24 protein-coding genes and 1 riboswitch are annotated in these 19,385 nt (G+C 76.2%); of the genes, 14 read left to right on the forward strand and 10 right to left on the reverse strand.

What is annotated here, in order from left to right; genetic code table 11:
* The first annotated feature begins 15 nt into the window (after nucleotides 1–15).
* Nucleotides 16–606, forward strand: a complete 591-nt coding sequence (locus BM158_RS10240) for an MSMEG_1061 family FMN-dependent PPOX-type flavoprotein (protein ID WP_091557520.1) — start codon at nucleotides 16–18, stop codon at nucleotides 604–606.
* On the opposite strand, the gene BM158_RS10245 is transcribed toward BM158_RS10240, so the two are convergent.
* On the reverse strand, nucleotides 603–1,112 hold the full coding sequence (locus BM158_RS10245; protein ID WP_091557523.1) for a class I SAM-dependent methyltransferase: 510 nt from the start codon (nucleotides 1,110–1,112) through the stop codon (nucleotides 603–605). The genes BM158_RS10240 and BM158_RS10245 overlap by 4 nt on opposite strands.
* 67 nt (nucleotides 1,113–1,179) lie before the next feature.
* Between BM158_RS10245 and BM158_RS10250 the strand changes: the two genes are divergently transcribed.
* Complete coding sequence (locus BM158_RS10250) at nucleotides 1,180–1,605, forward strand: VOC family protein (protein ID WP_091557527.1); 426 nt, start codon at nucleotides 1,180–1,182, stop codon at nucleotides 1,603–1,605.
* On the opposite strand, the gene BM158_RS10255 is transcribed toward BM158_RS10250, so the two are convergent.
* On the reverse strand, nucleotides 1,598–1,819 hold the full coding sequence (locus tag BM158_RS10255; RefSeq protein ID WP_091557530.1) for a hypothetical protein: 222 nt from the start codon (nucleotides 1,817–1,819) through the stop codon (nucleotides 1,598–1,600). The genes BM158_RS10250 and BM158_RS10255 overlap by 8 nt on opposite strands.
* Before the next feature lie 171 nt (nucleotides 1,820–1,990).
* Between BM158_RS10255 and BM158_RS10260 the strand changes: the two genes are divergently transcribed.
* Entirely contained in the window at nucleotides 1,991–2,557 is a 567-nt protein-coding gene (locus BM158_RS10260; RefSeq protein WP_229827707.1) for a type II toxin-antitoxin system PemK/MazF family toxin, read from the forward strand.
* A gap of 4 nt (nucleotides 2,558–2,561) precedes the next feature.
* On the opposite strand, the gene BM158_RS10265 is transcribed toward BM158_RS10260, so the two are convergent.
* The 3 genes from BM158_RS10265 to BM158_RS10275 form a co-directional block, all read right to left on the reverse strand.
* A complete protein-coding gene (locus BM158_RS10265; protein ID WP_165628886.1) occupies nucleotides 2,562–3,281 on the reverse strand; it encodes a cytochrome c oxidase assembly protein in 720 nt (239 codons plus the stop codon).
* Nucleotides 3,278–3,721: a DUF2243 domain-containing protein gene (locus BM158_RS10270; protein ID WP_091557542.1), complete on the reverse strand. Its 444-nt coding sequence runs from the start codon at nucleotides 3,719–3,721 to the stop codon at nucleotides 3,278–3,280. Before BM158_RS10270 ends, BM158_RS10265 begins: the two co-directional genes overlap by 4 nt.
* A 100-nt stretch (nucleotides 3,722–3,821) precedes the next feature.
* Nucleotides 3,822–4,865, reverse strand: a complete 1,044-nt coding sequence (locus BM158_RS10275) for an AbrB family transcriptional regulator (RefSeq protein WP_091557546.1) — start codon at nucleotides 4,863–4,865, stop codon at nucleotides 3,822–3,824.
* Nucleotides 4,866–4,917: 52 nt separating this feature from the next.
* On the opposite strand from BM158_RS10275, the gene BM158_RS10280 reads away from it, so the two are divergent.
* The gene (locus tag BM158_RS10280) at nucleotides 4,918–5,454 is read left to right on the forward strand and encodes a DUF1990 family protein (protein ID WP_091558764.1); all 537 of its coding nucleotides are present in this window, start codon (nucleotides 4,918–4,920) and stop codon (nucleotides 5,452–5,454) included.
* On the opposite strand, the gene BM158_RS10285 is transcribed toward BM158_RS10280, so the two are convergent.
* From BM158_RS10285 to BM158_RS10295, 3 genes are read right to left on the reverse strand one after another with little or no spacing between them, the layout of a single operon-like run.
* Nucleotides 5,411–5,704, reverse strand: a complete 294-nt coding sequence (locus tag BM158_RS10285; RefSeq protein ID WP_091557550.1) for a transcriptional regulator — start codon at nucleotides 5,702–5,704, stop codon at nucleotides 5,411–5,413. The two genes, BM158_RS10280 and BM158_RS10285, sit on opposite strands and share 44 nt — an antisense overlap.
* On the reverse strand, nucleotides 5,701–6,126 hold the full coding sequence (locus BM158_RS10290; RefSeq protein WP_091557554.1) for a hypothetical protein: 426 nt from the start codon (nucleotides 6,124–6,126) through the stop codon (nucleotides 5,701–5,703). The genes BM158_RS10285 and BM158_RS10290 overlap by 4 nt, the downstream gene beginning before the upstream one ends.
* Complete coding sequence (locus BM158_RS10295; protein WP_091557557.1) at nucleotides 6,123–6,575, reverse strand: hypothetical protein; 453 nt, start codon at nucleotides 6,573–6,575, stop codon at nucleotides 6,123–6,125. Before BM158_RS10295 ends, BM158_RS10290 begins: the two co-directional genes overlap by 4 nt.
* 38 nt (nucleotides 6,576–6,613) lie before the next feature.
* Nucleotides 6,614–6,742, forward strand: a riboswitch (cobalamin riboswitch).
* Nucleotides 6,743–6,774: 32 nt separating this feature from the next.
* On the opposite strand from BM158_RS10295, the gene BM158_RS10300 reads away from it, so the two are divergent.
* From BM158_RS10300 to cobA, 7 genes are all read left to right on the forward strand, one after another.
* Nucleotides 6,775–8,805 carry a putative cobaltochelatase gene (locus BM158_RS10300; RefSeq protein ID WP_091557561.1) on the forward strand — a complete coding sequence of 677 codons (2,031 nt, stop codon included), beginning with the start codon at nucleotides 6,775–6,777 and terminating at the stop codon, nucleotides 8,803–8,805.
* Nucleotides 8,805–9,419: a cob(I)yrinic acid a,c-diamide adenosyltransferase gene (gene cobO, locus BM158_RS10305; RefSeq protein ID WP_091557563.1), complete on the forward strand. Its 615-nt coding sequence runs from the start codon at nucleotides 8,805–8,807 to the stop codon at nucleotides 9,417–9,419. The genes BM158_RS10300 and cobO overlap by 1 nt, the downstream gene beginning before the upstream one ends.
* Nucleotides 9,416–10,786 carry a cobyrinic acid a,c-diamide synthase CobB gene (locus BM158_RS10310; protein ID WP_091557566.1) on the forward strand — a complete coding sequence of 457 codons (1,371 nt, stop codon included), beginning with the start codon at nucleotides 9,416–9,418 and terminating at the stop codon, nucleotides 10,784–10,786. The genes cobO and BM158_RS10310 overlap by 4 nt, the downstream gene beginning before the upstream one ends.
* A gap of 110 nt (nucleotides 10,787–10,896) precedes the next feature.
* Nucleotides 10,897–11,238 (forward strand): cobalamin biosynthesis protein, encoded by a 342-nt coding sequence (locus tag BM158_RS10315; RefSeq protein ID WP_091557569.1) that lies wholly within the window; start codon nucleotides 10,897–10,899, stop codon nucleotides 11,236–11,238.
* Nucleotides 11,235–12,239, forward strand: coding sequence for an Rv2231c family histidinol phosphate aminotransferase CobC (gene cobC, locus BM158_RS10320; RefSeq protein WP_191328691.1), 1,005 nt, complete (start codon nucleotides 11,235–11,237; stop codon nucleotides 12,237–12,239). The genes BM158_RS10315 and cobC overlap by 4 nt, the downstream gene beginning before the upstream one ends.
* Nucleotides 12,236–13,288, forward strand: a complete 1,053-nt coding sequence (cobT, locus tag BM158_RS10325; RefSeq protein ID WP_091557573.1) for a nicotinate-nucleotide--dimethylbenzimidazole phosphoribosyltransferase — start codon at nucleotides 12,236–12,238, stop codon at nucleotides 13,286–13,288. The genes cobC and cobT overlap by 4 nt, the downstream gene beginning before the upstream one ends.
* On the forward strand, nucleotides 13,288–14,523 hold the full coding sequence (gene cobA / locus BM158_RS10330) for a uroporphyrinogen-III C-methyltransferase (RefSeq protein ID WP_091557576.1): 1,236 nt from the start codon (nucleotides 13,288–13,290) through the stop codon (nucleotides 14,521–14,523). Before cobT ends, cobA begins: the two co-directional genes overlap by 1 nt.
* Here cobA and BM158_RS10335 read toward each other — a convergent pair.
* Complete coding sequence (locus tag BM158_RS10335; RefSeq protein WP_165628887.1) at nucleotides 14,520–15,143, reverse strand: class F sortase; 624 nt, start codon at nucleotides 15,141–15,143, stop codon at nucleotides 14,520–14,522. The two genes, cobA and BM158_RS10335, sit on opposite strands and share 4 nt — an antisense overlap.
* On the reverse strand, nucleotides 15,127–15,972 hold the full coding sequence (locus tag BM158_RS10340; protein WP_091557581.1) for a hypothetical protein: 846 nt from the start codon (nucleotides 15,970–15,972) through the stop codon (nucleotides 15,127–15,129). The genes BM158_RS10335 and BM158_RS10340 overlap by 17 nt, the downstream gene beginning before the upstream one ends.
* A gap of 163 nt (nucleotides 15,973–16,135) precedes the next feature.
* Between BM158_RS10340 and BM158_RS10345 the strand changes: the two genes are divergently transcribed.
* From BM158_RS10345 to acs, 3 genes are all read left to right on the forward strand, one after another.
* Entirely contained in the window at nucleotides 16,136–16,711 is a 576-nt protein-coding gene (locus tag BM158_RS10345; protein ID WP_091557584.1) for a hypothetical protein, read from the forward strand.
* 4 nt (nucleotides 16,712–16,715) lie between these two features.
* Nucleotides 16,716–17,180 carry a hypothetical protein gene (locus BM158_RS10350; RefSeq protein WP_091557588.1) on the forward strand — a complete coding sequence of 155 codons (465 nt, stop codon included), beginning with the start codon at nucleotides 16,716–16,718 and terminating at the stop codon, nucleotides 17,178–17,180.
* Between the two features lie 142 nt (nucleotides 17,181–17,322).
* Nucleotides 17,323–19,284: an acetate--CoA ligase gene (acs, locus tag BM158_RS10355; protein WP_091557591.1), complete on the forward strand. Its 1,962-nt coding sequence runs from the start codon at nucleotides 17,323–17,325 to the stop codon at nucleotides 19,282–19,284.
* The last annotated feature ends 101 nt before the right edge of the window (nucleotides 19,285–19,385 follow it).

Raw genomic sequence — 19,385 nt, forward strand, 5'->3', positions numbered from 1 at the left:
GGGAGGCTGGGGGGCATGGACGGCACCCTGGACCACTACCGCGGACCCAACGCCCGGGCCGTCGACAAGGTGATCGACCACGTCGACCACCACTGCGCGGCCTTCATCGGGCTCTCCCCGTTCGCGGTGCTGTCCACCGCCGACGCCGCCGGGTCCCCCGACGTCTCGCCCCGCGGCGGCGTGCCCGGGTTCGTGCGGGTGCTCGACCCGCGCACGCTGGTGCTGCCCGACCGGGAGGGCAACTACCGGCTCGACAGCCTGCACAACCTGCAGGCCAACCCGCAGGCGGCGCTGATGTTCCTGGTGCCGGGCATCGACGAGGTGCTGCGGGTGTACGGCCGCGCCCGGCTGGCGCCCACCACCGACGTCGACCTGGACCTGGTGGAGTTCGGCAAGCCGCCGCTGTCGGTGCTGCTCGTCGACGTCGAGCGGGCCTACTTCCACTGCGCGAAGGCGGTCATGCGCTCGCGGCTGTGGGACCCCGACGGCCGGGTGGAGCGGTCGGTCTTCCCGCCCATGGGCCAGGTGTGGCGCGAGCACACCGCCGCGGACACCCCCGCCCAGCCCGACGACGAGATGCGCACCGAGCTGGCGGGCGAGCTCTAGCCGGTGCGGCGCTCGTAGACCCCGACGACCTCGCCGCGGAAGAAGTCGGTGATCCCCGGGAAGGCGGCGAGCACCTTGTCGTGGTCCCAGTCGTCGACCACGTGGATCTCGTGGTGGTTGTGCTCCAGCTCGCCCTGCGGGTAGTGCACGATCGGGATCGACATGTAGACCGCGCGCCCGGCGGCCTCGCCGGCCCGCCGCCACAGGTCCTGCGCCTCCTCGACCGTCATGTGCTCGGCCACGTCCCCCAGGACGACGACGTCGGCGGCGGGCAGCTCGGTCGTCCGGGCGTCGCCGAGCACGACCTCGTCGTAGAGGTCGCGCAGGCCGTAGGTCTCCACGTAGGGCTCGAACACCTCGAGCGCGGTCAGCCGCGCCGGCCGGTCGCCGGCCAGCAGCTTGGCGTAGGTGCCGGCCCCAGCCCCGACGTCCAGCAGCGACCCCGGCGCCAGGTCGACGATCTTCTTGCGGGTCCAGTCCTTGCCCTCGGGCGAGCTGATCGGCACCGTCGGGAACCTACTGGTGGTCCGCGGCTGCCGCAGAACTGTCGGGCCCCGGGCCTAGCGTGCCGCCATGGCGCACACCTTCCAGGTCACCGTCGACTGCACCGACCCGCACCCGCTCGCCGACTGGTGGGCCGAGGCCCTGGGCTGGCGGCGCGAGCCCAGTGACGAGGCGTTCATCCGCCGGATGGTCGCCGAGGGCCACGCGAGCGGGTCCGACACCACCACCCACCGCGGCGAGCTGGTCTGGGCCGAGGGCGCGGCGATCGTGCACCCCGACGGCACGATGCCGCGGATGCTCTTCCAGCGGGTGCCCGAGGCCAAGACGGTGAAGAACCGGGTGCACCTCGACCTCCGGGTGGCCCCGGCCGACGTCGAGGCCGAGGTCGCCCGGCTGGTCGCCGCCGGCGCGACGGAACTGCACCGGGCCAGCCAGGGGCCGCACCGGTGGGTGACGCTCGCCGACCCGGAGGGCAACGAGCTCTGCGTCAGCTGACCGGGTCGTCCCGGCCGAACTCCAGGGCCACCCGGCGCGCGGCCACGGCCTGCTCGTTGCGGGCGCGGGCGCGCTGCCGCTTGCGCACGTGCTCGGGCGTGCGGTCCCGGGCGTCCTCCACCAGCTGGTAGGAGGCCAGGGCGCTGGCGCGGACCCTCGAGGTCCCGAACAGGCCGTTGGTGGTCGCCGGTCGGACCGGCTCCGCACTGGTCATGTGGCACCTCCCCGTGCGGGCGCTCGCCGCGCCCGGACCCATTCCATGACCCGAACGGCCGAATTGCAACCGTGTCATCACCCATGGTCGTCCCACCGGGTGACAGCCGCAACGCAGGTCACGGGCGAGGCGGCGTGTCGGCACGGCGCGCCGGAGCTCTACGGTGGCCCCGTGGCGAGCGGCTGGAAGTCCCTGCTGTCCCAGGTGGTGTCGACCGTGGTGCGGGAGGCCACCCGGACGGCGTCCCGACCCGCGCGCCGACGCCCCGCGGCGGCCGAGACCACCCCCCGGCGGTCGCCGCTGCCGCCCTCGCCGGCACCCGCCCGCCGGTCCGCGGCCGGCGAGTTCACCGGCCGCGGCGAGATCTCCTACGCCCCCCGCGACGACGGCCGCCCCGACCCGGGCGAGGTCGTCTGGGCCTGGGTGCCCTTCGAGGAGGGCGACGGACGCGGCAAGGACCGGCCGGTGCTGGTGGTCGGCCGGCACGGCGACGACCTGCTCGGGCTGATGCTCACCAGCAAGGACCACGACCGGGACGCCGCCGACGAGGCGCGCCACGGCCGGGTCTGGGTGGACATCGGCAGCGGCGACTGGGACCGGCAGGGCCGGCCCAGCGAGGTCCGCGTCGACCGCGTGCTGCTCATGGGCACCGACGACATCCGCCGCGAGGGCGCCGTCCTCGACCGGCGCCGGTTCGACCGGGTCGCCACCGAGGCCCACCGCGTCCTGGGCTGGTGAGGCCTCAGGCCGCGGTGCGCCGCCGCACCGCCGCCTGACGCCGACCCTCCCGCCGGTACCAGCCGGCGAGCACGACGACCGCGAGCGCGGCGTCGACCAGGTGACCCCCGGTGGCCAGCAGCTCCGCGCCGGCCCGGGCGGACCCGCTGTCGGCCCGCGCCCAGGCGAGGCGGGCGACCAGGTCGTGCCCGGCGCCGGTGGCCACCACCACCGCCAGCCGCGCCGGCACGGACAGGTCGCGGCGCACCGGGTCGACCCCGGTGACGACCGCGGCCAGCAGGAACCCGGTGGCCACCATGTGCGCGTGCCACACCGCGTGCCAGGCGTGCGGCAGCGGCACCAGCCACGCCACCGCGGTCCCGACCACCGCCAGCACGGCGACCACCGGCGCCCGCACGAGCAGCCGGACCGGCACCGAGTGCAGTCCGCGCACCAGCCTGCGGCGCGGCGACCGGGGCAGTGCGCGCAGCGCCACGGTGAGCGGCGCACCCAGGGCGAGGAGCAGCGGCCCGGCCATCGTGGCCAGCAGGTGCCCGGTGACCGCGGCCGGGGTGGGCGCCCCGTGGCCGGCCCACGCCGGTGCCGACCCGGCGACCACCAGGGCCACCCCGAGCACCGTGGCCAGCACCCGCCCCGGGGTGGGCGGCACCCCGCGCCGGGCCAGTCGCAGGACGCCGGCGAGGTACCCGGCCGCCAGCAGCACCGCAGCGGCGGCGGTGATCACCGGCGCAGCAGGAGCAGGGCGCCGACCACCGCAAGCAGCGCGCCGAGCCCGTTCCAGACCAGGTCGTAGGCCAGCAGGTCGACGTCGTAGCGGATCTGGTGCAGGCCCAGCAGCTTGTGCTGCACCAGCCCGTCGTAGACCTGGAACACCCCGCCGCCCAGCAGCACCCCCGCCCAGGCCCGCCGCGGCACGCCGTCCCCCCGCCGGCGCAGGTCGGCGAGCAGGAAGACCCCGGCCACCAGCGCGACGGTCCCGAAGGCGTGGAAGACCCCGTCGGAGACCAGCCCCGCCGACGACGTCCCCCGGTCGTAGAAGTGGTGCCAGTGCAGCAGCTGGTGGAACACCACCTCGTCGACGGTGGCGGTCAGGCCGGTGCCGACCAGCAGACCGGCGCCGAGTGACCGGCCGGCGGCGGGTGCGGTGCGCGGTTCCGACGTCACGGGGCGACTCCCGGGGTCGGCCACGGACCTGGACCGGGGCTCGACCGGTCGGTGGCCGCCCGGGCCTACCCGGGCACGGCCCGGGCCCACACCCCGGGGCTCAGCCGGCGCGGCGCAGCCAGCGCGACAGCAGCGGCGCGGTGAGCAGCATGACGAACAGCCGCAGCACCTGGACGGCGAGGACCACCGTGGCGTCGGCACCGCTGCCGGTGGCGGTGGCGAGCACCGCGTAGAGCCCGCCCGGGGTGGTGGCCAGGTAGGCGGTGAGCGGGCTGACGTCGGCGGTGGCCGAGAGCACCAGGCCCAGGCCCGCCGAGGCGACGACCAGCGCGACGATGAGCAGCAGGGCCAGCGGCAGGGCCCGGCCGACCACCCGCAGGCTGTCCCGGGTGAAGGAGAGCCCCACCTGCAGGCCGATGACCAGGAACGCCGCGGCCTCCAGCAGGGCCGGCACCGAGGCCCCGCGCGACAGCCCGGTGAGGTCCAGGGTGGCCGCGACGAGCATGGGGCCGAGCAGCGCGGCCACCGGGAGCCGGGCCAGACGCGCCAACGGGTAGCCCACCGCGGCGCTGACCAGGGTGAACAGCAGCCCGGCCCACAGCCCCGGCCCGGTGTCGGCCGGGGCCGTCCCGCCGCCGGAGGCGCCGAACGCGACGGCGGCGACCACCGGCATCGTGACCACGATCAGCAGGACCCGCAGGTACTGCAGGACGGCGACCATCCGGGCATCGGCGCCCAGTTCGCGCGCCATCACCGTGATCCCGGAGGCGCCGCCGGCGATCATCGCGAAGGCCCCGGTCACCCGGCTGACCCCGGGCTGCAGGGCCATCAGCCGGCCGGCGAGGACGCTGAGCAGCAGCGTCCCGACCGTCACCGCGACCACCGGCAGCCAGTCGGCGGCGATGGTCTCCAGGGTCGACAGCGACACCAGCGCGCCGATCGACACCCCGACCACGGCCTGGGCGCCGGTCATCGCCTGCTTGGGCGCCCCGAGCGGGCGGGCCACCAGCAGCGCCCGGCCCAGCCCGGCGACGAGCCCGGCGAACAGCGTGGCCGAGGGAACCGACAGCAGCTCCAGCCCCACCGACAGGAGGACGGCGACGGCCAGCACCGCCAGCCAGTCGAGGAGCAGCCGCCGGTTCATCGGGGCCCACTCTGCTCCTGGGTCCCAGGTCACGTCGGTGCACGATGGCGACGTGGCCACCCCGTCCCTCCCGCCGGGCACGACCCGGCCCGCCGACGCCGACTGGTCCGCCGCGCTCCCGGGCTGGCGGGTGCACGCCGAGACCGTGCCGATCGGCCGGGGGCCGGACGCGTGGGTGCGGGCCGGGGCCGTGCTGGAGTGGGCGGTGAAGACCCGCAGCGGCTTCGCCGTCCGTCCGCCCGGCCGGGTCCGCGAGGGCGCGGACCTCGAGCTGGTCGCGGCGGTCGGCCCGCTGCGGATCACCGAACCGGTGCGCGTCGTGGCCGTCGTCGACACCGCCGACCGGCGGGGCTTCGCCTACGCGACCCGGCCGGGCCACCCCGTCAGCGGCGAGGAGGCCTTCGTCGTCCACCGGGACCCCGACGGCGCGGTGTGGCTGACGCTGAGGTCGCTGACCCGGCCCGGCAGCGGGGTGTGGCGCCCGTTGTTCCCGGGGCTGCTGGTGGCCCAGCGGCTCTACCGGCACCGCTACCGGCGGGCGCTGGTCACAGACCCGCGATCCGGCGGAGCTCGGCGACGTGGGCGGTGAACGCCGCGCGGCCGGCCCGGGTCAGCGACAGCGACGTGCGCTGCCGCGAGGCGACGGTGGCCTTGCTGACGCGTACGTAGCCGGCGTCCTCCAGCTGCTTGACGTGCTTGGACAGCACCGAGTCGCTGACCCCGACGGTGTCGCGGACGGCGGCGAAGTCCATCGTGTCGACCGCGGCGAGCAGGCCGCAGACCTGCAGCCGGGGCGGGGCGTGGACGACCTGGTCGAACCTGGGCTCGACGGTGGTCACACGCCCTCCCGCAGCTCCCGCTGCCAGGCCCTGGTCCACCGGTCGCACAGGACGGCGACCGCCACCCCGAGCACCGCGCCGGCCACCAGGAACGCCGCCGGCCGGTCGACCACGTAGGCCGGCACCAGCACGACCACCACGAACACCGCCCACCCGGCGAGCTGCCGGGGCGGCGTGGTCGCCCAGACCCCGGTGGAGCGGCGGTAGCCCCGCACGAGCAGGGCCAGGCCGACGGCGAACACCAGCAGCGCAACGCCGCTCACCCACGAGGAGTCCGCCGCGTTCGAAGCGATGAAGCAGAACAGCAGCAGCCCGAGCGCGGGGCCGAACCAGCGGGGCGGGGCGACCCGGTCGGCCAGCGCGGCCCGGTCGGCGGACAGCGCGGCGAGGTCGGCGGCGGCCCGCTCGCGGTCGGCGGTCACCGCCCGCTCCGCAGGTCGCGCTGGTAGGCCGTCGTCCACCGGGAGCTGAGCACCGCGGCCCCGGCGCCGAGCAGGGCGCCGGCCCCGACCATCGCGTACCGGACGTCGAGCACCAGCTCGGCGACCAGGCCCACGACCAGCACGACGGCGCAGGCCAGCGCCCAGGCGCGGACCAGCGGCTTGGTCGACGGGCTGCCGTGGAAGCCGCTCACCCAGAGCCCGGTGTGCCGGCGGTAGGCGGCCACCAGCAGGCCGACGCCGATCGCGAACACCGGCGCCGCGGCGAGGGTGGCCCAGGGGAAGGCGAAGGAGTAGCTGGCGAAGAAGCCGGCGACCAGCACGCCCAGCGCGGGGTCGTACCAGCCGGGCTGCCGGACGCGGTCGGCGAGCGCCGCACGGTCGGTGTCCAGCGCGGCCAGCGAGGCCGCGACGTCGTCTCGACTTTCCATGTCGGAAAGTCTGCGGGACGACTTTCCGATCCGTCAAGTCGCGGGCGTGGTGAGATGGTCCCGAACTGCGACGGCAGTGCAGGAAGCCGGTGCGACTCCGGCGCGGTCCCGCCACTGTCAGCCCCCCGGGGCGAGCCAGGAACTGCCGCCGTCGCCACCTGCCACCTCCGGGCGCGGACACCCGGGGAGAGGAACCAGCGTGGTCTACCCCTTCAGCGCCGTGGTCGGCATGGACGACATGCGCCTGGCCCTCCTGCTCAACGCCGTCTCCCCCGCCGTCGGCGGGGTGCTGGTGCGCGGGGAGAAGGGCACGGCCAAGTCCACCGCGGTGCGCGCGCTGGCCGCCGTCCTGCCCGCGGTGGACGTCGTCCCCGGCTGCCGGTTCGGCTGCGACCCCGCCGCCCCCGACCCCGCCTGCCCCGACGGCCCGCACCCGGCCGACGGCCCCGCGGCGCAGCGGCCGGCCCGCCTGGTCGAGCTGCCGGTCGGCGCCTCGGAGGACCGGCTGGTGGGCTCGCTGGACATCGAGCGGGCGCTCACCGAAGGCGTGAAGAGCTTCGAGCCCGGCCTGCTGGCCGCCGCCCACCGCGGCGTCCTCTACGTCGACGAGGTCAACCTGCTGCACGACCACCTCGTCGACCTGCTGCTGGACGCCGCCGCGCTGGGCCGGGCCTACGTCGAGCGCGAGGGCGTCTCGGTGCAGCACGCCGCCCGGTTCCTGCTGGTGGGCACGATGAACCCCGAGGAGGGCGAGCTCCGACCGCAGCTGCTGGACCGCTTCGGGCTCACCGTCGAGGTCGCCGCCCCCCGCGACGCCGCGCTGCGCGCGGAGGTGGTGCGCCGCCGGTTCGCCGCCGACGCCGACCCCGCCGGCTTCGGGGCCCGCTGGGCTGACGAGGAGCGCGAGCTCGCCGACCGGATCGCCGCCGCCCGCGCCCTGCTGCCCGGTGTCGTGCTCGGCGACGCAGCACTCGCCCAGGTCACCGCGGTGTGCGCCGCCTTCGGCGTCGACGGCCTGCGCGCCGACATCGTCACCGCCCGCGCCGCCATCGCGCACGCCGCGTGGTCCGGCCGCGCGGAGGTCACCGAGGACGACGTCCGGGTGGCCGCCCGCTTGGCGCTCCCCCACCGCCGCCGGCGCAACCCCTTCGACGCCCCCGGCCTGGACGAGGAGACCCTCGAGCAGGCGCTGGACGACGCCCGCCCCGACCCCGAGGACGACCCCACGCCCCCCGAGGGCGGCTCCCGCGGCCCGGCCGACGACGGCGGCGCGGACGACGGCGCCCCGGACGGCCCACCCCGCGACGGCGCGGGATCCCCTCCCCCGGGGTCCGGGCCGCCGAGCGGTGGAGGGGATCCCCGGCCCCCGTCGGACGAGGCGGACGGCGGGGAGCCCACCGGCGCCGCGCCCGAGCGGGCCGCCGTCGCCCCCGACCCGGCCTTCCGGGCCCGTCGGCTGGAGGTGCCCGGCATCGGCGCGGGCGTGGCCGGCCGGCGGTCCAAGGCGCGCAGCGAACGCGGCCGCGTGGTCGGCTCCCGCCGTCCCGAGGGCACGGTGACCCGGCTGCACCTGGTCGACACCGTCGTGGCGGCCGCGCCGCACCAGCGCGGGCGCGGGCGCACCGGCCCCGGGTTGCGGCTGGAGCGCGACGACCTGCGCCAGGCCGAGCTGGAGGGCCGCGAGGGCAACCTGGTGCTGTTCGTGCTCGACGCGTCGGGCTCCATGGGCTCGCGCAGCCGGGTGGCCGCGGTCAAGGGTGCGGTCCTCTCGCTGCTCACCGACGCCTACCAGCGGCGGGACAAGGTGGGCCTGGTGACCTTCCGCGGCGCCGGGGCCGAGGTGGCGCTGCCGCCGACCTGGTCGGTGGAGGCCGCCGCAGCCCGGCTGACCGACCTGCCCACCGGGGGCCGGTCGCCGGTCGCCGCCGGGCTGCTGCGGGCGCACGAGGTGCTCCGGGTGGAGCGGGTGCGCGACCCGCGTCGCCGTCCGCTGCTGGTCGTGGTGACCGACGGCCGGGCGACCGGTGAGCGCGGCACCGACCACCTCGGCCAGGCGCACCGCGCGGCCGCGCTGCTGCAGGCCGCCGGCACGGCGTCGGTGGTCGTGGACTGCGAGACCGGCTTCGTGAAGCTCGGCCTCGCGCAGGTCCTGGGCGCGCACCTGGGCGGGCAGGTGCTCCGCATGGAGGACCTCGGCGCCCTGGTGCAGGACGTGAAGGCGGCTGCCTGATGCCGCAGGGACAGGTCACCGCGGTCCCGGTCGACGGGCTGACCACCAAGCAGCGCCGCAACCGGCCGCTGCTGGCGGTGCACACCGGGACGATGAAGGGCAAGTCCACCGCCGCGTTCGGGATGGCGCTGCGCGCGTGGAACCAGGGCTGGTCGATCGCGGTCTACCAGTTCGTCAAGAGCGCGAAGTGGAAGGTCGGCGAGGAGAACGTGCTGACCACCCTGGGCCGGGTGCACACCGAGACCGGTGAGGGCGGGCCGGTGGTCTGGCACAAGATGGGCTCGGGCTGGTCCTGGTCGCGCAAGCAGGGCGACGAGACCGACCACGCCGCCGACGCCGCCGAGGGCTGGGCCCAGATCAAGCGGGACCTCGCCGCGGAGGCGCACCGCTTCTACGTGCTCGACGAGTTCACCTACCCGATGAAGTGGGGCTGGGTCGACGTCGAGGACGTGGTCGAGACGATGCGCACCCGGCCGGGCAACCAGCACGTGGTGATCACCGGGCGCGACGCCCACCCGGCGCTGGTCGAGGCGGCGGACCTGGTCGTGGAGATGACCAAGGTCAAGCACCCGATGGACGCCGGCCAGAAGGGCCAGCGGGGCATCGAGTGGTGAGCATCCCGCGCGTCGTGCTGGCCGCGCCGTCGTCGAGCGCGGGCAAGACGTCGATCGCCACCGGGCTGATCGCCGCGCTCACCGACCGCGGGCTGGCGGTCTCCCCGCACAAGGTGGGCCCGGACTACATCGACCCGGGCTACCACTCGCTGGCCGCCGGGCGCCCGGGCCGCAACCTCGACAACTGGCTGGTCGGCGAGGAACGGATCGCGCCGCTGTTCCTGCACGGCGCCCGCGGCGCCGACGTCGCCGTGGTCGAGGGCGTGATGGGCCTGTTCGACGGCGCCAGCCACCCCTCGGTCGAGCCCGGCTTCGGGTCCACCGCGCACGTGGCCACCCAGCTGCGGGCGCCGGTGGTCCTGGTGGTCGACGCCTCCGCGCAGGCCCGGAGCGTCGCCGCCGTCGTGCACGGGTTCGCCACCTTCGACCCCACCGTGCGGCTGGGCGGGGTGGTCCTCAACCGGGTCGGGTCCGACCGGCACGAGGCGATCCTGCGCGAGGCGCTGGGGTCGGCGGGGGTGCCGGTGCTGGGCGCGGTCCGCCGGATCGCCGACCTGGAGACGCCGTCCCGCCACCTCGGGCTGGTGCCCGCCGCCGAGCGGTCGGCCGAGGCGGTGCGCACCGTGCGCGCGCTGGGCGCCGTCGTCGGCTCGTCCGTCGACCTGGACGCCGTCCTGCGGCTGGCCCGCAGCGCCCCCGACCTGGACGCGCAGCCGTGGGACCCGGCCGCGGAGGTCGAGCGGGTCGAGGGCCGGCCGGTGGTCGCCGTCGCCGGGGGACCCGCGTTCACCTTCGGCTACGCCGAGACCGCCGAGCTGCTGGCCGCCGCGGGCGCCGACGTCGTCACCGTGGACCCGCTGCGCGACTCCGCGCTGCCCGCCGGCACCGCGGGCCTGGTGGTCGGCGGGGGCTTCCCCGAGGTGCACGCGTCGGCGCTGGCGGCCAACGTCGGGCTGCGGACGGCGATCGCCGAGCTCGCGGCCTCGGGGGCGCCGGTCGCGGCCGAGTGCGCCGGGCTGCTCTACCTGGCCGGCGCGCTGGACGGCGAGCCGATGTGCGGGGTCCTCGACGCGCAGGCGGCGATGCACCCGCGGCTGACGCTGGGCTACCGCGCCGCGGTGGCGATGACCGACAGCGTGCTGGCCCCCGCGGGCACCCGGGTGCGCGGGCACGAGTTCCACCGCACCCGCACCTCCCCCGGCGCCGGGCCGACGCCGGCGTGGCAGTGGAGCGCCGACGGGCCGGAGGGGTTCGTGCAGGGCGGGGTGCACGCCTCCTACCTGCACCTGAACTGGGCCGGGTCGCCGCAGATGGCTTCGCGCTTCGTCGCCGCCGCGGCCCGGGCGCGTGCCGGGGTGCCCTCGTGACCGCGCAGCCTGGATCAGGGGACCTGATCGACGTCCGTCCTCCTGCACCAGATCTGGTGCAGGAGGACGGAGTTCGACCAACCTCCCTGATCAACGCTGAGCAGGAGGTCGTGGTCGGGGTCGGGGCGCGGCCGGGGGTGAGCGCCGACCTCGTGCTGGCCGCCGTCGACGCCGTGCTGCCGGCCGGCGCCCGGGTGCGGGCGCTGGCCACCGTGGACCGGCGCGCGGCCGAGCCCGGGGTGCGCGACGCCGCCGCCGCGCGGGGCTGGCCGCTGGTCGCGTTCCCGGTCGAGGCGCTCGCCGCGGTCCCCGTGCCGTCGGTCTCGGCCCGGGTCGCCGCCGCGCTGGGCACGCCCTCGGTCGCCGAGGCCGCCGCGCTCGCCGACGGCGGCCGGCTGGTGGTGCCCAAGACCGTCCGCGGTCCGGTCACCGTGGCCGTCGCGGCGCCGTGACCACGGACCTGCACCACCACGGGGACGTCGAGGCCACCCCCGGCCTGGTCGACCTCGCGGTCAACGTGCGCGCCGACGCGCCCCCCGCGTGGCTGCGCGAGGTGCTGCACGCCGCGGTGGACGGCAGCGCGGCCTACCCCGACCCCACCCGCGCCCGGGCCGCCGTCGCCGCCGCGCACGGCCGGCCGGTCGAGGAGGTGCTGCTCACCGCCGGCGCCGCGGAGACGTTCACCCTGGTTGCCCGGGCCCTGCGGCCCGCGCACGCGGTCGTGGTCCACCCGTCCTTCACCGAGCCCGAGGCGGCGCTGCGCGCGCACGGCCACGCGGTGCACCGGCACCTGCTCGTGCCGCCGTCCTACCGGCTCACCCCGCCGCCCGAGGACGCCGACCTGGTGGTGCTGGGCAACCCGACCAACCCGACCTCGGTGCTGCACCCCGCCGCCGACGTCGCCGCGCTGTGCCGGCCCGGCCGCACCGTGGTGCTCGACGAGGCCTTCGCCGACACCGACCCCGGCGAGCCGCAGTCGCTGGCCGCCCGCCGCGACCTGCCGGGCCTGCTGGTGGTGCGCAGCCTGACCAAGACCTGGGGGCTGGCGGGCCTGCGGGTCGGCTACGCCCTGGGCCCCGCCGACCTGGTCGCCGCGCTGGCCGCCGCCCAGCCGCACTGGCCGGTCTCCACCCCGGCGCTGGCCGCGCTGGAGGCCTGCGCGGGCGCGGACACGACCGGCTGGGCCCACGAGCTCGCCGCCGACCGGGCCGCCCTGCTGGGCCTGCTCCCCCCCGGGGTCACCCCCGTGGGCACCCCGGCGTCGTCGTTCGTGCTGCTGCGGGTGCCCGGCGCCGAGGCGGTCCGGCTGCGGCTGCGCGAGGCCGGGTTCGCCGTCCGCCGCGGCGACACCTTCCCCGGGCTGGACCCGGACCACCTGCGGGTCGCCGTCCGCGACCCGGCGACCTCCGCCGCCTTCGCCGCGGCCCTGGCTGCGATCCTGGAGCGACCATGACCCTGCTGGACCAGACCGTCGCCGCGATCACCCCGCGCGACCACGCCGCCGAGCACGCCGCCCGCGAGCGGCTGGACCGGATGACCAAGCCGCCGGGCTCCCTCGGCGTCCTGGAGGACGTCGCCGCGCAGCTGGCCGGCACCGCCGGGGCCTGCCCGCCGCCGCTGCCGGTCCCCGCCGCCGTCGCGGTGTTCGCCGGCGACCACGGCGTGCACGCCCAGGGCGTCACCCCGTGGCCGCAGGAGGTCACCGCGCAGATGGTGGCCAACTTCGCCGCAGGCGGCGCCGTGGTCAACGCGTTCGCCGCGCAGCTGGGCGCCGACGTCGTCGTGGTCGACGTGGGGGTGGCGTCGCCGTCCGCGCCCGCCCCCGGGTTCCTCGACCGCAACGTCCGGCGCGGCACCGCCGACCTCGCCGAGGGGCCCGCCATGACCCTCGACGAGGCCCGCCGGGCCGTGGAGGTCGGCATCGGGGTGGCCGCGGAGCTCGCCGCCGACCACGGCTGCCTGGTCACCGGCGACATGGGCATCACCAACACCACCGCCTCGGCCGCGCTGGTCTGCGCGTTCACCGGTGCCGCCCCCGCCGAGGCCACCGGCCGCGGCACCGGCGTCGACGACCCCACGCTGGCCCGCAAGGTCGCCGTCGTCGAGCGCGCGCTGGCCCGGCTGGACGGCGGGCGCGACCCGCTCACCGTGCTGGCGGAGGTCGGCGGGCTGGAGCACGCCGCGCTGGCCGGCTTCGTGCTGGGCGCCGCGGCCGCGCGGGTGCCGGTGGTGCTCGACGGCGTCATCGCCGGGTCCGCCGCGCTGGTGGCGGCGGCGCTGTGCCCGGCCGCGGTGGAGCACGCGCTGGCCGGTCACGTGTCCGCCGAGCCCGGCCACGCCCTCGCGCTGCGGCACCTGGGCCTGCGCCCGCTCCTGGGGCTCGACCTGCGCCTGGGCGAAGGCACCGGCGCGCTGCTGGCCTCGCCGCTGGTCGCCGCGGCCGCCCGCGCGCTGGCCGACGTCGCCACCTTCGACTCCGCCGGCGTCACCGAGAAGTCCTGATGCCCGCCACCCCCGTCGACCCGGCGACCGGGTCGGTCTACCCGGTGGGCCTGCGGCTCACCGGCAAGCGCGTCGTGGTCGTCGGCGGCGGCCAGGTCGCCCACCGCCGGGTGGCCGGGCTGCTGGACGCCCGCGCCGTCGTCACCGTGGTCAGCCCGGAGCTCACCCCCGCCCTCGAGGCGCTGGTCGAGCCCGGCTCGGTCACCTGGGAGCGGCGCCGGTACGCCGACGGCGACCTCGCCGACGCCTGGTACGCCGTCGCCGCCACCGACGACCCCGACGTCAACGCCGCGGTCACCGCCGAGGCGGAGTCCCGCCGGATCTTCTGCGCCCGCGCCGACGACCGCTCCCGGTCCAGCGTCTGGACCCCGGCGGTCGGCCGGGTCGGCGACGTCGTGGTGAGCGTGCACGGGGGCGGCGACCCCCAGCGCGCCGTCGGCATCCGGGACGCCGTGCTGGCCGGGCTGACCGACGGGACGGTGGCCGACACGGTCTCCCGGCCGCGGGACGGGCAGGGCAGCGTCGTGCTGGTCGGCGGCGGCCCCGGTGACCCCGGCCTGATGACCGTGCGCGGCCGGCAGGCGCTGGCCACCGCCGACGTCGTGCTCGCCGACCACCTGGCACCGCAGTCGCTGCTGGCCTCGCTGCCGCCGCACGTCGAGGTCGTCGACGCCTCGAAGCTGCCCCGCGGCCGGTCGATGGCCCAGGAGCAGATCAACGCGCTGCTGGTGGAGCACGCCCGGGCCGGCAAGCGGGTGGTCCGGCTCAAGGGCGGCGACCCGTTCGTCTTCGGCCGCGGCTTCGAGGAGCTCGAGGCCTGCGCCGCCGCCGGGGTGCCCGTCGAGGTGGTGCCCGGGGTGACCAGCGCGATCGGCGTCCCCGGCCTGGCCGGCGTCCCGGTGACCCACCGCGGGATGACCCACGAGTTCGTCGTGGTCTCCGGGCACGTGCCGCCCGACCACCCCGCGTCGCTGGTCGACTGGGCCGCGCTGGGCCGGCTCCGGGGCACGCTGGTGGTGCTCATGGGCGTGGAGACCGCACCGGCCATCGCCGCCGCGCTGGTCGAGCACGGCCGCGCCGCCGACACCCCGGTCGCCGTGGTCGTCGACGGCGCGAGCCCGGCCCAGCGGCTGTACCGGACCACGCTGGCCGGCCTGGGCGCGACCATCGCCGAGGAAGGCGTCCGCCCGCCCGCCGTCTGGGTGGTCGGCGACGTCGTCGGCCTGGGTGCCTAGGCCACCGAGGCGAAGACCACCACGTTCTCCTCGCTCGCACCGGCCGAGGAGTCGTACTCCCCGCCGCAGGTGACCAGCGCGACGTCGGCGCCCTCGGGGTGGCCGTTCAGCGCGTCGGACAGGTCGGAGGTCGACTTGTCCAGGCCGGTCAGCGGCGCCTCGATCACCTGCAGCTGCAGCTCGGTGCCGTCGGCCGAGGTGAGGACGACGGGGTCGCCCACCTGCAGCTCGGCGAGCCGGTCGAACACGCCCGGGTCGTCACCGGGGACGTCGTGCCCGAGCACCACCGCCATCTGCCCCGAGCCCGGTTCGGGCCCGTCGGACCACCAGGACGTCACCGCCATGTCCTCGGGCACGCCGTAGCCGGCGACCTGCTGGCCGGTGAACGGGTTGGTGTACTCGACCGTGCCCCGCTGCTCGACCGGCGCCTGCACGCCGATGGAGGGCACGCTCAGCGCAGCCGGGACCAGCGGCACCTCGGCCGCCGACGTGGCGGGCACCGCCGGGGTGTCGTCGCGGCCGTAGCCGTACCACCAGCCGCCGGCCAGCAGGGTGACCAGGACCAGCAGGACGACCAGGCCGGACGACGACCCGGCGGCGCGGTCAGCCGGCGACGCCACGGCGGGCCCGCAGCCACAGCGCGCCGCCCCCGCTCGCGGCGACCAGCGCACCCAGGCCGATGAGCCCGGCCGGGGAGGAGTCGTCGGACGGGGCACCGCCGGTCGGCGCGTAGCCGGGGTAGGCCACGGCCTGGGTCGGCGCGGCGCTGGTCGTGACCGCCGGGGCGCTGGACACCGGAGCCGTCGAGGGCGGCGGCGTGGTGGTGGTCGGCGCCGCGGGGGCCGGGGTCGGGATCAGCGCGGCCAGGCAGTCGACGAAGTCCAGGACCACCTGCACGGTCTTCGTGACGCCGTCGACGACGACCTGGACGGCCATGGTCAGCGACTCCTGGCCGTTCTCGAACAGGTCGGCCAGCTGCTCGGGGCTCAGGTCGAGCAGGTCCAGCAGCTGGGCCTGGGTGACCGGGATCGTCGTGGTCGCCTCGCCGCCCTCGACAGGTGCCGTGCTGGTACCGCCGCCCAGCAGACCAATGAGGGCCTCGGTCAGCCCGGTCGCCAGGCCCGTCACCGACACCTGGATGCCGGTGACCAGCCCCTGCACGCAGGCCGCCCCGCCCGAGATGATCTCCGTCGGGTCCGGGGTCGACCCACCGCCGGGGGCGCCCGGGATGCTGGGCAGGCCACCGGGGAAGCCGGGGACGACCGAGGACGGCGCGCTCGACCCCGAACTGCCGGAACCGGGCACCAGGCTGCCGATCACCGGGACGTCGGAGAGCGGGTTGTCCTCCGCGGAGGCGACGGCCGGGGTGCCGAGGACGGCGACGGCGGCGATCGCGCCGGTGGCGAGCAGCCGCCGGCCGGTGCGGCGGGACAGGTGGAGCTGGGGCACGGCGGCGACCTCCGTTGGTCGTGCTGGCGGGAGCGGGTGACCGGACAACGACACCCGTGACGGGAGGTTACGGGTAGGCGTGACGGACCGTTCCCGGCTCGACCGGACGGCTATGGTCGGAGGGGCACGCCGTCGCCGGGTGTGCTCGAGGCGGAGGTGCCCCGTGGAGTTCGTGCTCACCCTGGTCGTGGTGCTGGCGGTCCTCGCCGGCCTGGTCACCACGGTGCTGGTGCTGGCCACCCGGCGCGCGGTGCGCGCCGTGCAGGGCAGCCGGGCGGTGCGGCACGGCCGCGAGCTGTCGCAGTTCGCCGGCACCGCGGTCGCCGTCGTCCGCAACCCCGCCCGGGCCGACCGCACCGCCGCCGCGCTGGCCGCCCGGCTCACCGCCGCGTCGATGACCCTGCAGCGCGAGGTCGACGCGGCCCGCCGGGCCGGGGTGCACCTGGGCGAGGTGCCCGACGTGCTGCCCCAGCTCGTCGGCGAGGGATCGGCGCTGTCGCGGGCGCTGCGCGCCGAGGTGCGCGCGCCGTCGGCCCAGGGCCCGCGGCTGGCCGACGCCGCCCGGGCCCACCTGGCGGCGGTCGGCGAGGTGACCGCCGCGGTGCGGGCCAGCGCCGCGCTGCCGGCCGCGCACGGGTCCGTCGCCGCCGAGGCGTCGCGGGTCGCGGCCGGTCTGCAGTGCTACAGCGACGCCTACCTGGAGATCGTCGAGCGCGATCCCTCACGACGCACCGGCTGATCCCATGGGGCAGGAGCTTCTTGCAGCCTCGACGATCACCGCGCGGCGCCTACTGGTCGAGCCCGTCGAGGTCGATGTGCGTGCCTACCCCTATGACTGCCACAGATGCGGAGCACCCCAGATCGTGCCCGCTGTATTGAACCGGACCGAACAGTTCGACCCGTTCAGCGTTTTCGACGCTGCGGAGGGGCACCTTGCCTCGGTGGTTGCTGAACTGCTTGCCATCGGTTTTCATCCCGCTGCGAGCTCCATCCGCGTACGCCGCAGCGCCGGATCGCAGTCCTCGTACCTGTCACACGGGTGCCAGACGTGCGATGCGCTGTTCGGGGCCTTCTACCTCCACGACCAGTTTTCGGATCATGCAGTCCAGCAGGACTTCCATCAGCTACCTCTCGTGATGAGGACCTCGATGACGGAACTCGACTGGGTGCTGACCGAGGTCGTGCACAACAACTCCGGCCTGCGCTGAGCCCAGGGCGCGCGCAGAAGGGGTTGCGCCCGCGCTGCGCCCGGGGAGACGGGGGTCACGGCGGTCACTAGGGTCGTGCGCGAGGCAGCGTCGCCGGTCCCCGCCGGCCGACGCCCGACCCGTCGACCGATGCGAGGAAGCGATGAGCGACGCCCAGAGCCTGACCGACGAGATCCCCGCCGGCGGCGTGTTCGAGCCGCCCGCCGAGCTCGCCCAGCACGCCAACGTCACGGCCGACACCTACCGGAGGGCCGAGGAGGACCGGCTGGGCTTCTGGGCCGAGGCGGCCCGGCGGCTGGAGTGGTCCAGGCCCTGGGACGAGGTCCTGGACTGGAGCAACCCGCCCTTCGCGAAGTGGTTCGTGGGCGGCGAGCTCAACGTCGCGGCCAACTGCGTGGACCGCCACGTCGCCGCCGGCAACGGCGAGAAGGTCGCCTACCACTGGGTGGGCGAGCCCGGTGACACCCGCACCATCACCTACGCCCAGCTCAAGGACGAGGTCAGCAAGGCCGCGAACGCGCTGCTCTCCCTCGGCGTGCAGGCCGGCGACCGGGTGGCGATCTACCTGCCGATGATCCCCGAGGCGGTCATCTCGATGCTGGCCTGCGCCCGCATCGGCGCCGTCCACATGGTCGTGTTCGGCGGCTTCTCCCCCGACGCGCTGGCCTCCCGCATCGAGGACGCCGGCGCGCGCGTGGTCGTCACGGCCGACGGCGGGTTCCGCCGGGGCGCTCCGAGCGCGCTCAAGCCCGCCGTCGACGAGGCGCTGACCAAGGTCGGCGGCGTCGAGCACGTCCTGGTGGTCAAGCGCACCGAGCAGGACGTCGACTGGACCGGGGGCCGCGACCAGTGGTGGCACGACCTGGTCGACGGGCAGTCCACCGAGCACGAGGCGCAGCCCTTCGACGCCGAGCACCCGCTCTACATCATGTACACCTCGGGCACGACGGCGAAGCCCAAGGGCATCCTGCACACCTCGGGCGGCTACCTGACCCAGGTGTCGTACACCCACTGGGGCACCTTCGACCTCAAGGCCGACACCGACGTCTTCTGGTGCGCCGCCGACGTGGCCTGGGTGACCGGCCACTCCTACATCGTCTACGGCCCGCTCTCCAACGGCGCCACCTCGGTGATGTACGAGGGCACCCCGGAGACCCCGCACCGCGGCCGCTGGTGGGAGATCGTCCAGCAGTACGGCGTGACGATCCTCTACGCCGCCCCGACCGTCGTCCGCACCTTCATGAAGTGGGGCGCCCAGGAGCTGGAGCCCTTCGACACCTCGACCCTGCGGGTGCTCGGCTCGGTCGGCGAGCCGATCAACCCCGAGGCGTGGCTCTGGTACCGCAAGAACGTCGGCGGCGGGACGGCGACGGTCGTGGACACCTGGTGGCAGACCGAGACCGGCGCGCACATGATCGCCCCGATGCCCGGCGTGGTGGCCACCAAGCCCGGCTCGGCGCAGCGCGCGGTGCCCGGCATCTCGGCGTCCGTGGTCGACGAGGAGGGCAAGCCGGTCGAGCCCGGCGCCACCGGCTACCTGGTGCTCACCGAGCCGTGGCCGTCGATGCTGCGCACGATCTGGGGCTCCGACGAGCGGTACGTGGACACCTACTGGTCCCGGTACGGCAAGGAGGTCTACTTCGCCGGCGACGGCGCCAAGCTCGACGAGGACGGCGACATCTGGCTGCTGGGCCGGGTGGACGACGTGATGAACGTGTCCGGGCACCGCATCTCCACCACCGAGGTGGAGTCCGCGCTGGTCAGCCACCCGACCGTCGCCGAGGCCGCGGTGGTCGGCGCCACCGACCCCACCACCGGGCAGGGCATCGTCGCCTTCGTCATCCTGCGCGGCGGGGCCGAGGACTCCGGCGACGACCTGGTCAAGGAGCTGCGCCAGCACGTGCGCAAGGAGATCGGCCCGATCGCCAGCCCGCGGCAGATCATGGTGGTGGCCGAGCTGCCCAAGACCCGCTCGGGCAAGATCATGCGCCGCCTGCTCCGGGACGTCGCCGAGAACCGCGAGCTGGGCGACGTCTCCACCCTCACCGACTCCTCGGTGATGGACCTCATCGGGCAGCGGATGCCCGCCTCCTCCGAGGACTGACGCGGGGGCGCAGGGGCAGCATTCCTGCCCCTGCGCACTCCACGTCGGGCCGGTGGGGGCCGGATGAGGCACGATCATGGTTCGAGAGCGCGGTCCCGCCG

The sequence above is a fragment of the Klenkia taihuensis genome (assembly GCF_900112525.1).
GTDB classification, from domain to species: domain Bacteria; phylum Actinomycetota; class Actinomycetes; order Mycobacteriales; family Geodermatophilaceae; genus Klenkia; species Klenkia taihuensis.

Coding starts and splice junctions, on each gene's coding strand:
- BM158_RS10240 (WP_091557520.1), top strand. CDS start 16: ATGGACGGCACCCTGGACCACTACCGCGGACCCAACGCCCGGGCCGTC.
- BM158_RS10250 (WP_091557527.1), top strand. CDS start 1,180: ATGGCGCACACCTTCCAGGTCACCGTCGACTGCACCGACCCGCACCCG.
- BM158_RS10255 (WP_091557530.1), bottom strand. CDS start 1,819: ATGACCAGTGCGGAGCCGGTCCGACCGGCGACCACCAACGGCCTGTTC.
- BM158_RS10275 (WP_091557546.1), bottom strand. CDS start 4,865: ATGAACCGGCGGCTGCTCCTCGACTGGCTGGCGGTGCTGGCCGTCGCC.
- BM158_RS10295 (WP_091557557.1), bottom strand. CDS start 6,575: ATGGAAAGTCGAGACGACGTCGCGGCCTCGCTGGCCGCGCTGGACACC.
- cobO (WP_091557563.1), top strand. CDS start 8,805: ATGCCGCAGGGACAGGTCACCGCGGTCCCGGTCGACGGGCTGACCACC.
- cobT (WP_091557573.1), top strand. CDS start 12,236: ATGACCCTGCTGGACCAGACCGTCGCCGCGATCACCCCGCGCGACCAC.
- cobA (WP_091557576.1), top strand. CDS start 13,288: ATGCCCGCCACCCCCGTCGACCCGGCGACCGGGTCGGTCTACCCGGTG.
- BM158_RS10350 (WP_091557588.1), top strand. CDS start 16,716: ATGGGGCAGGAGCTTCTTGCAGCCTCGACGATCACCGCGCGGCGCCTA.
- acs (WP_091557591.1), top strand. CDS start 17,323: ATGAGCGACGCCCAGAGCCTGACCGACGAGATCCCCGCCGGCGGCGTG.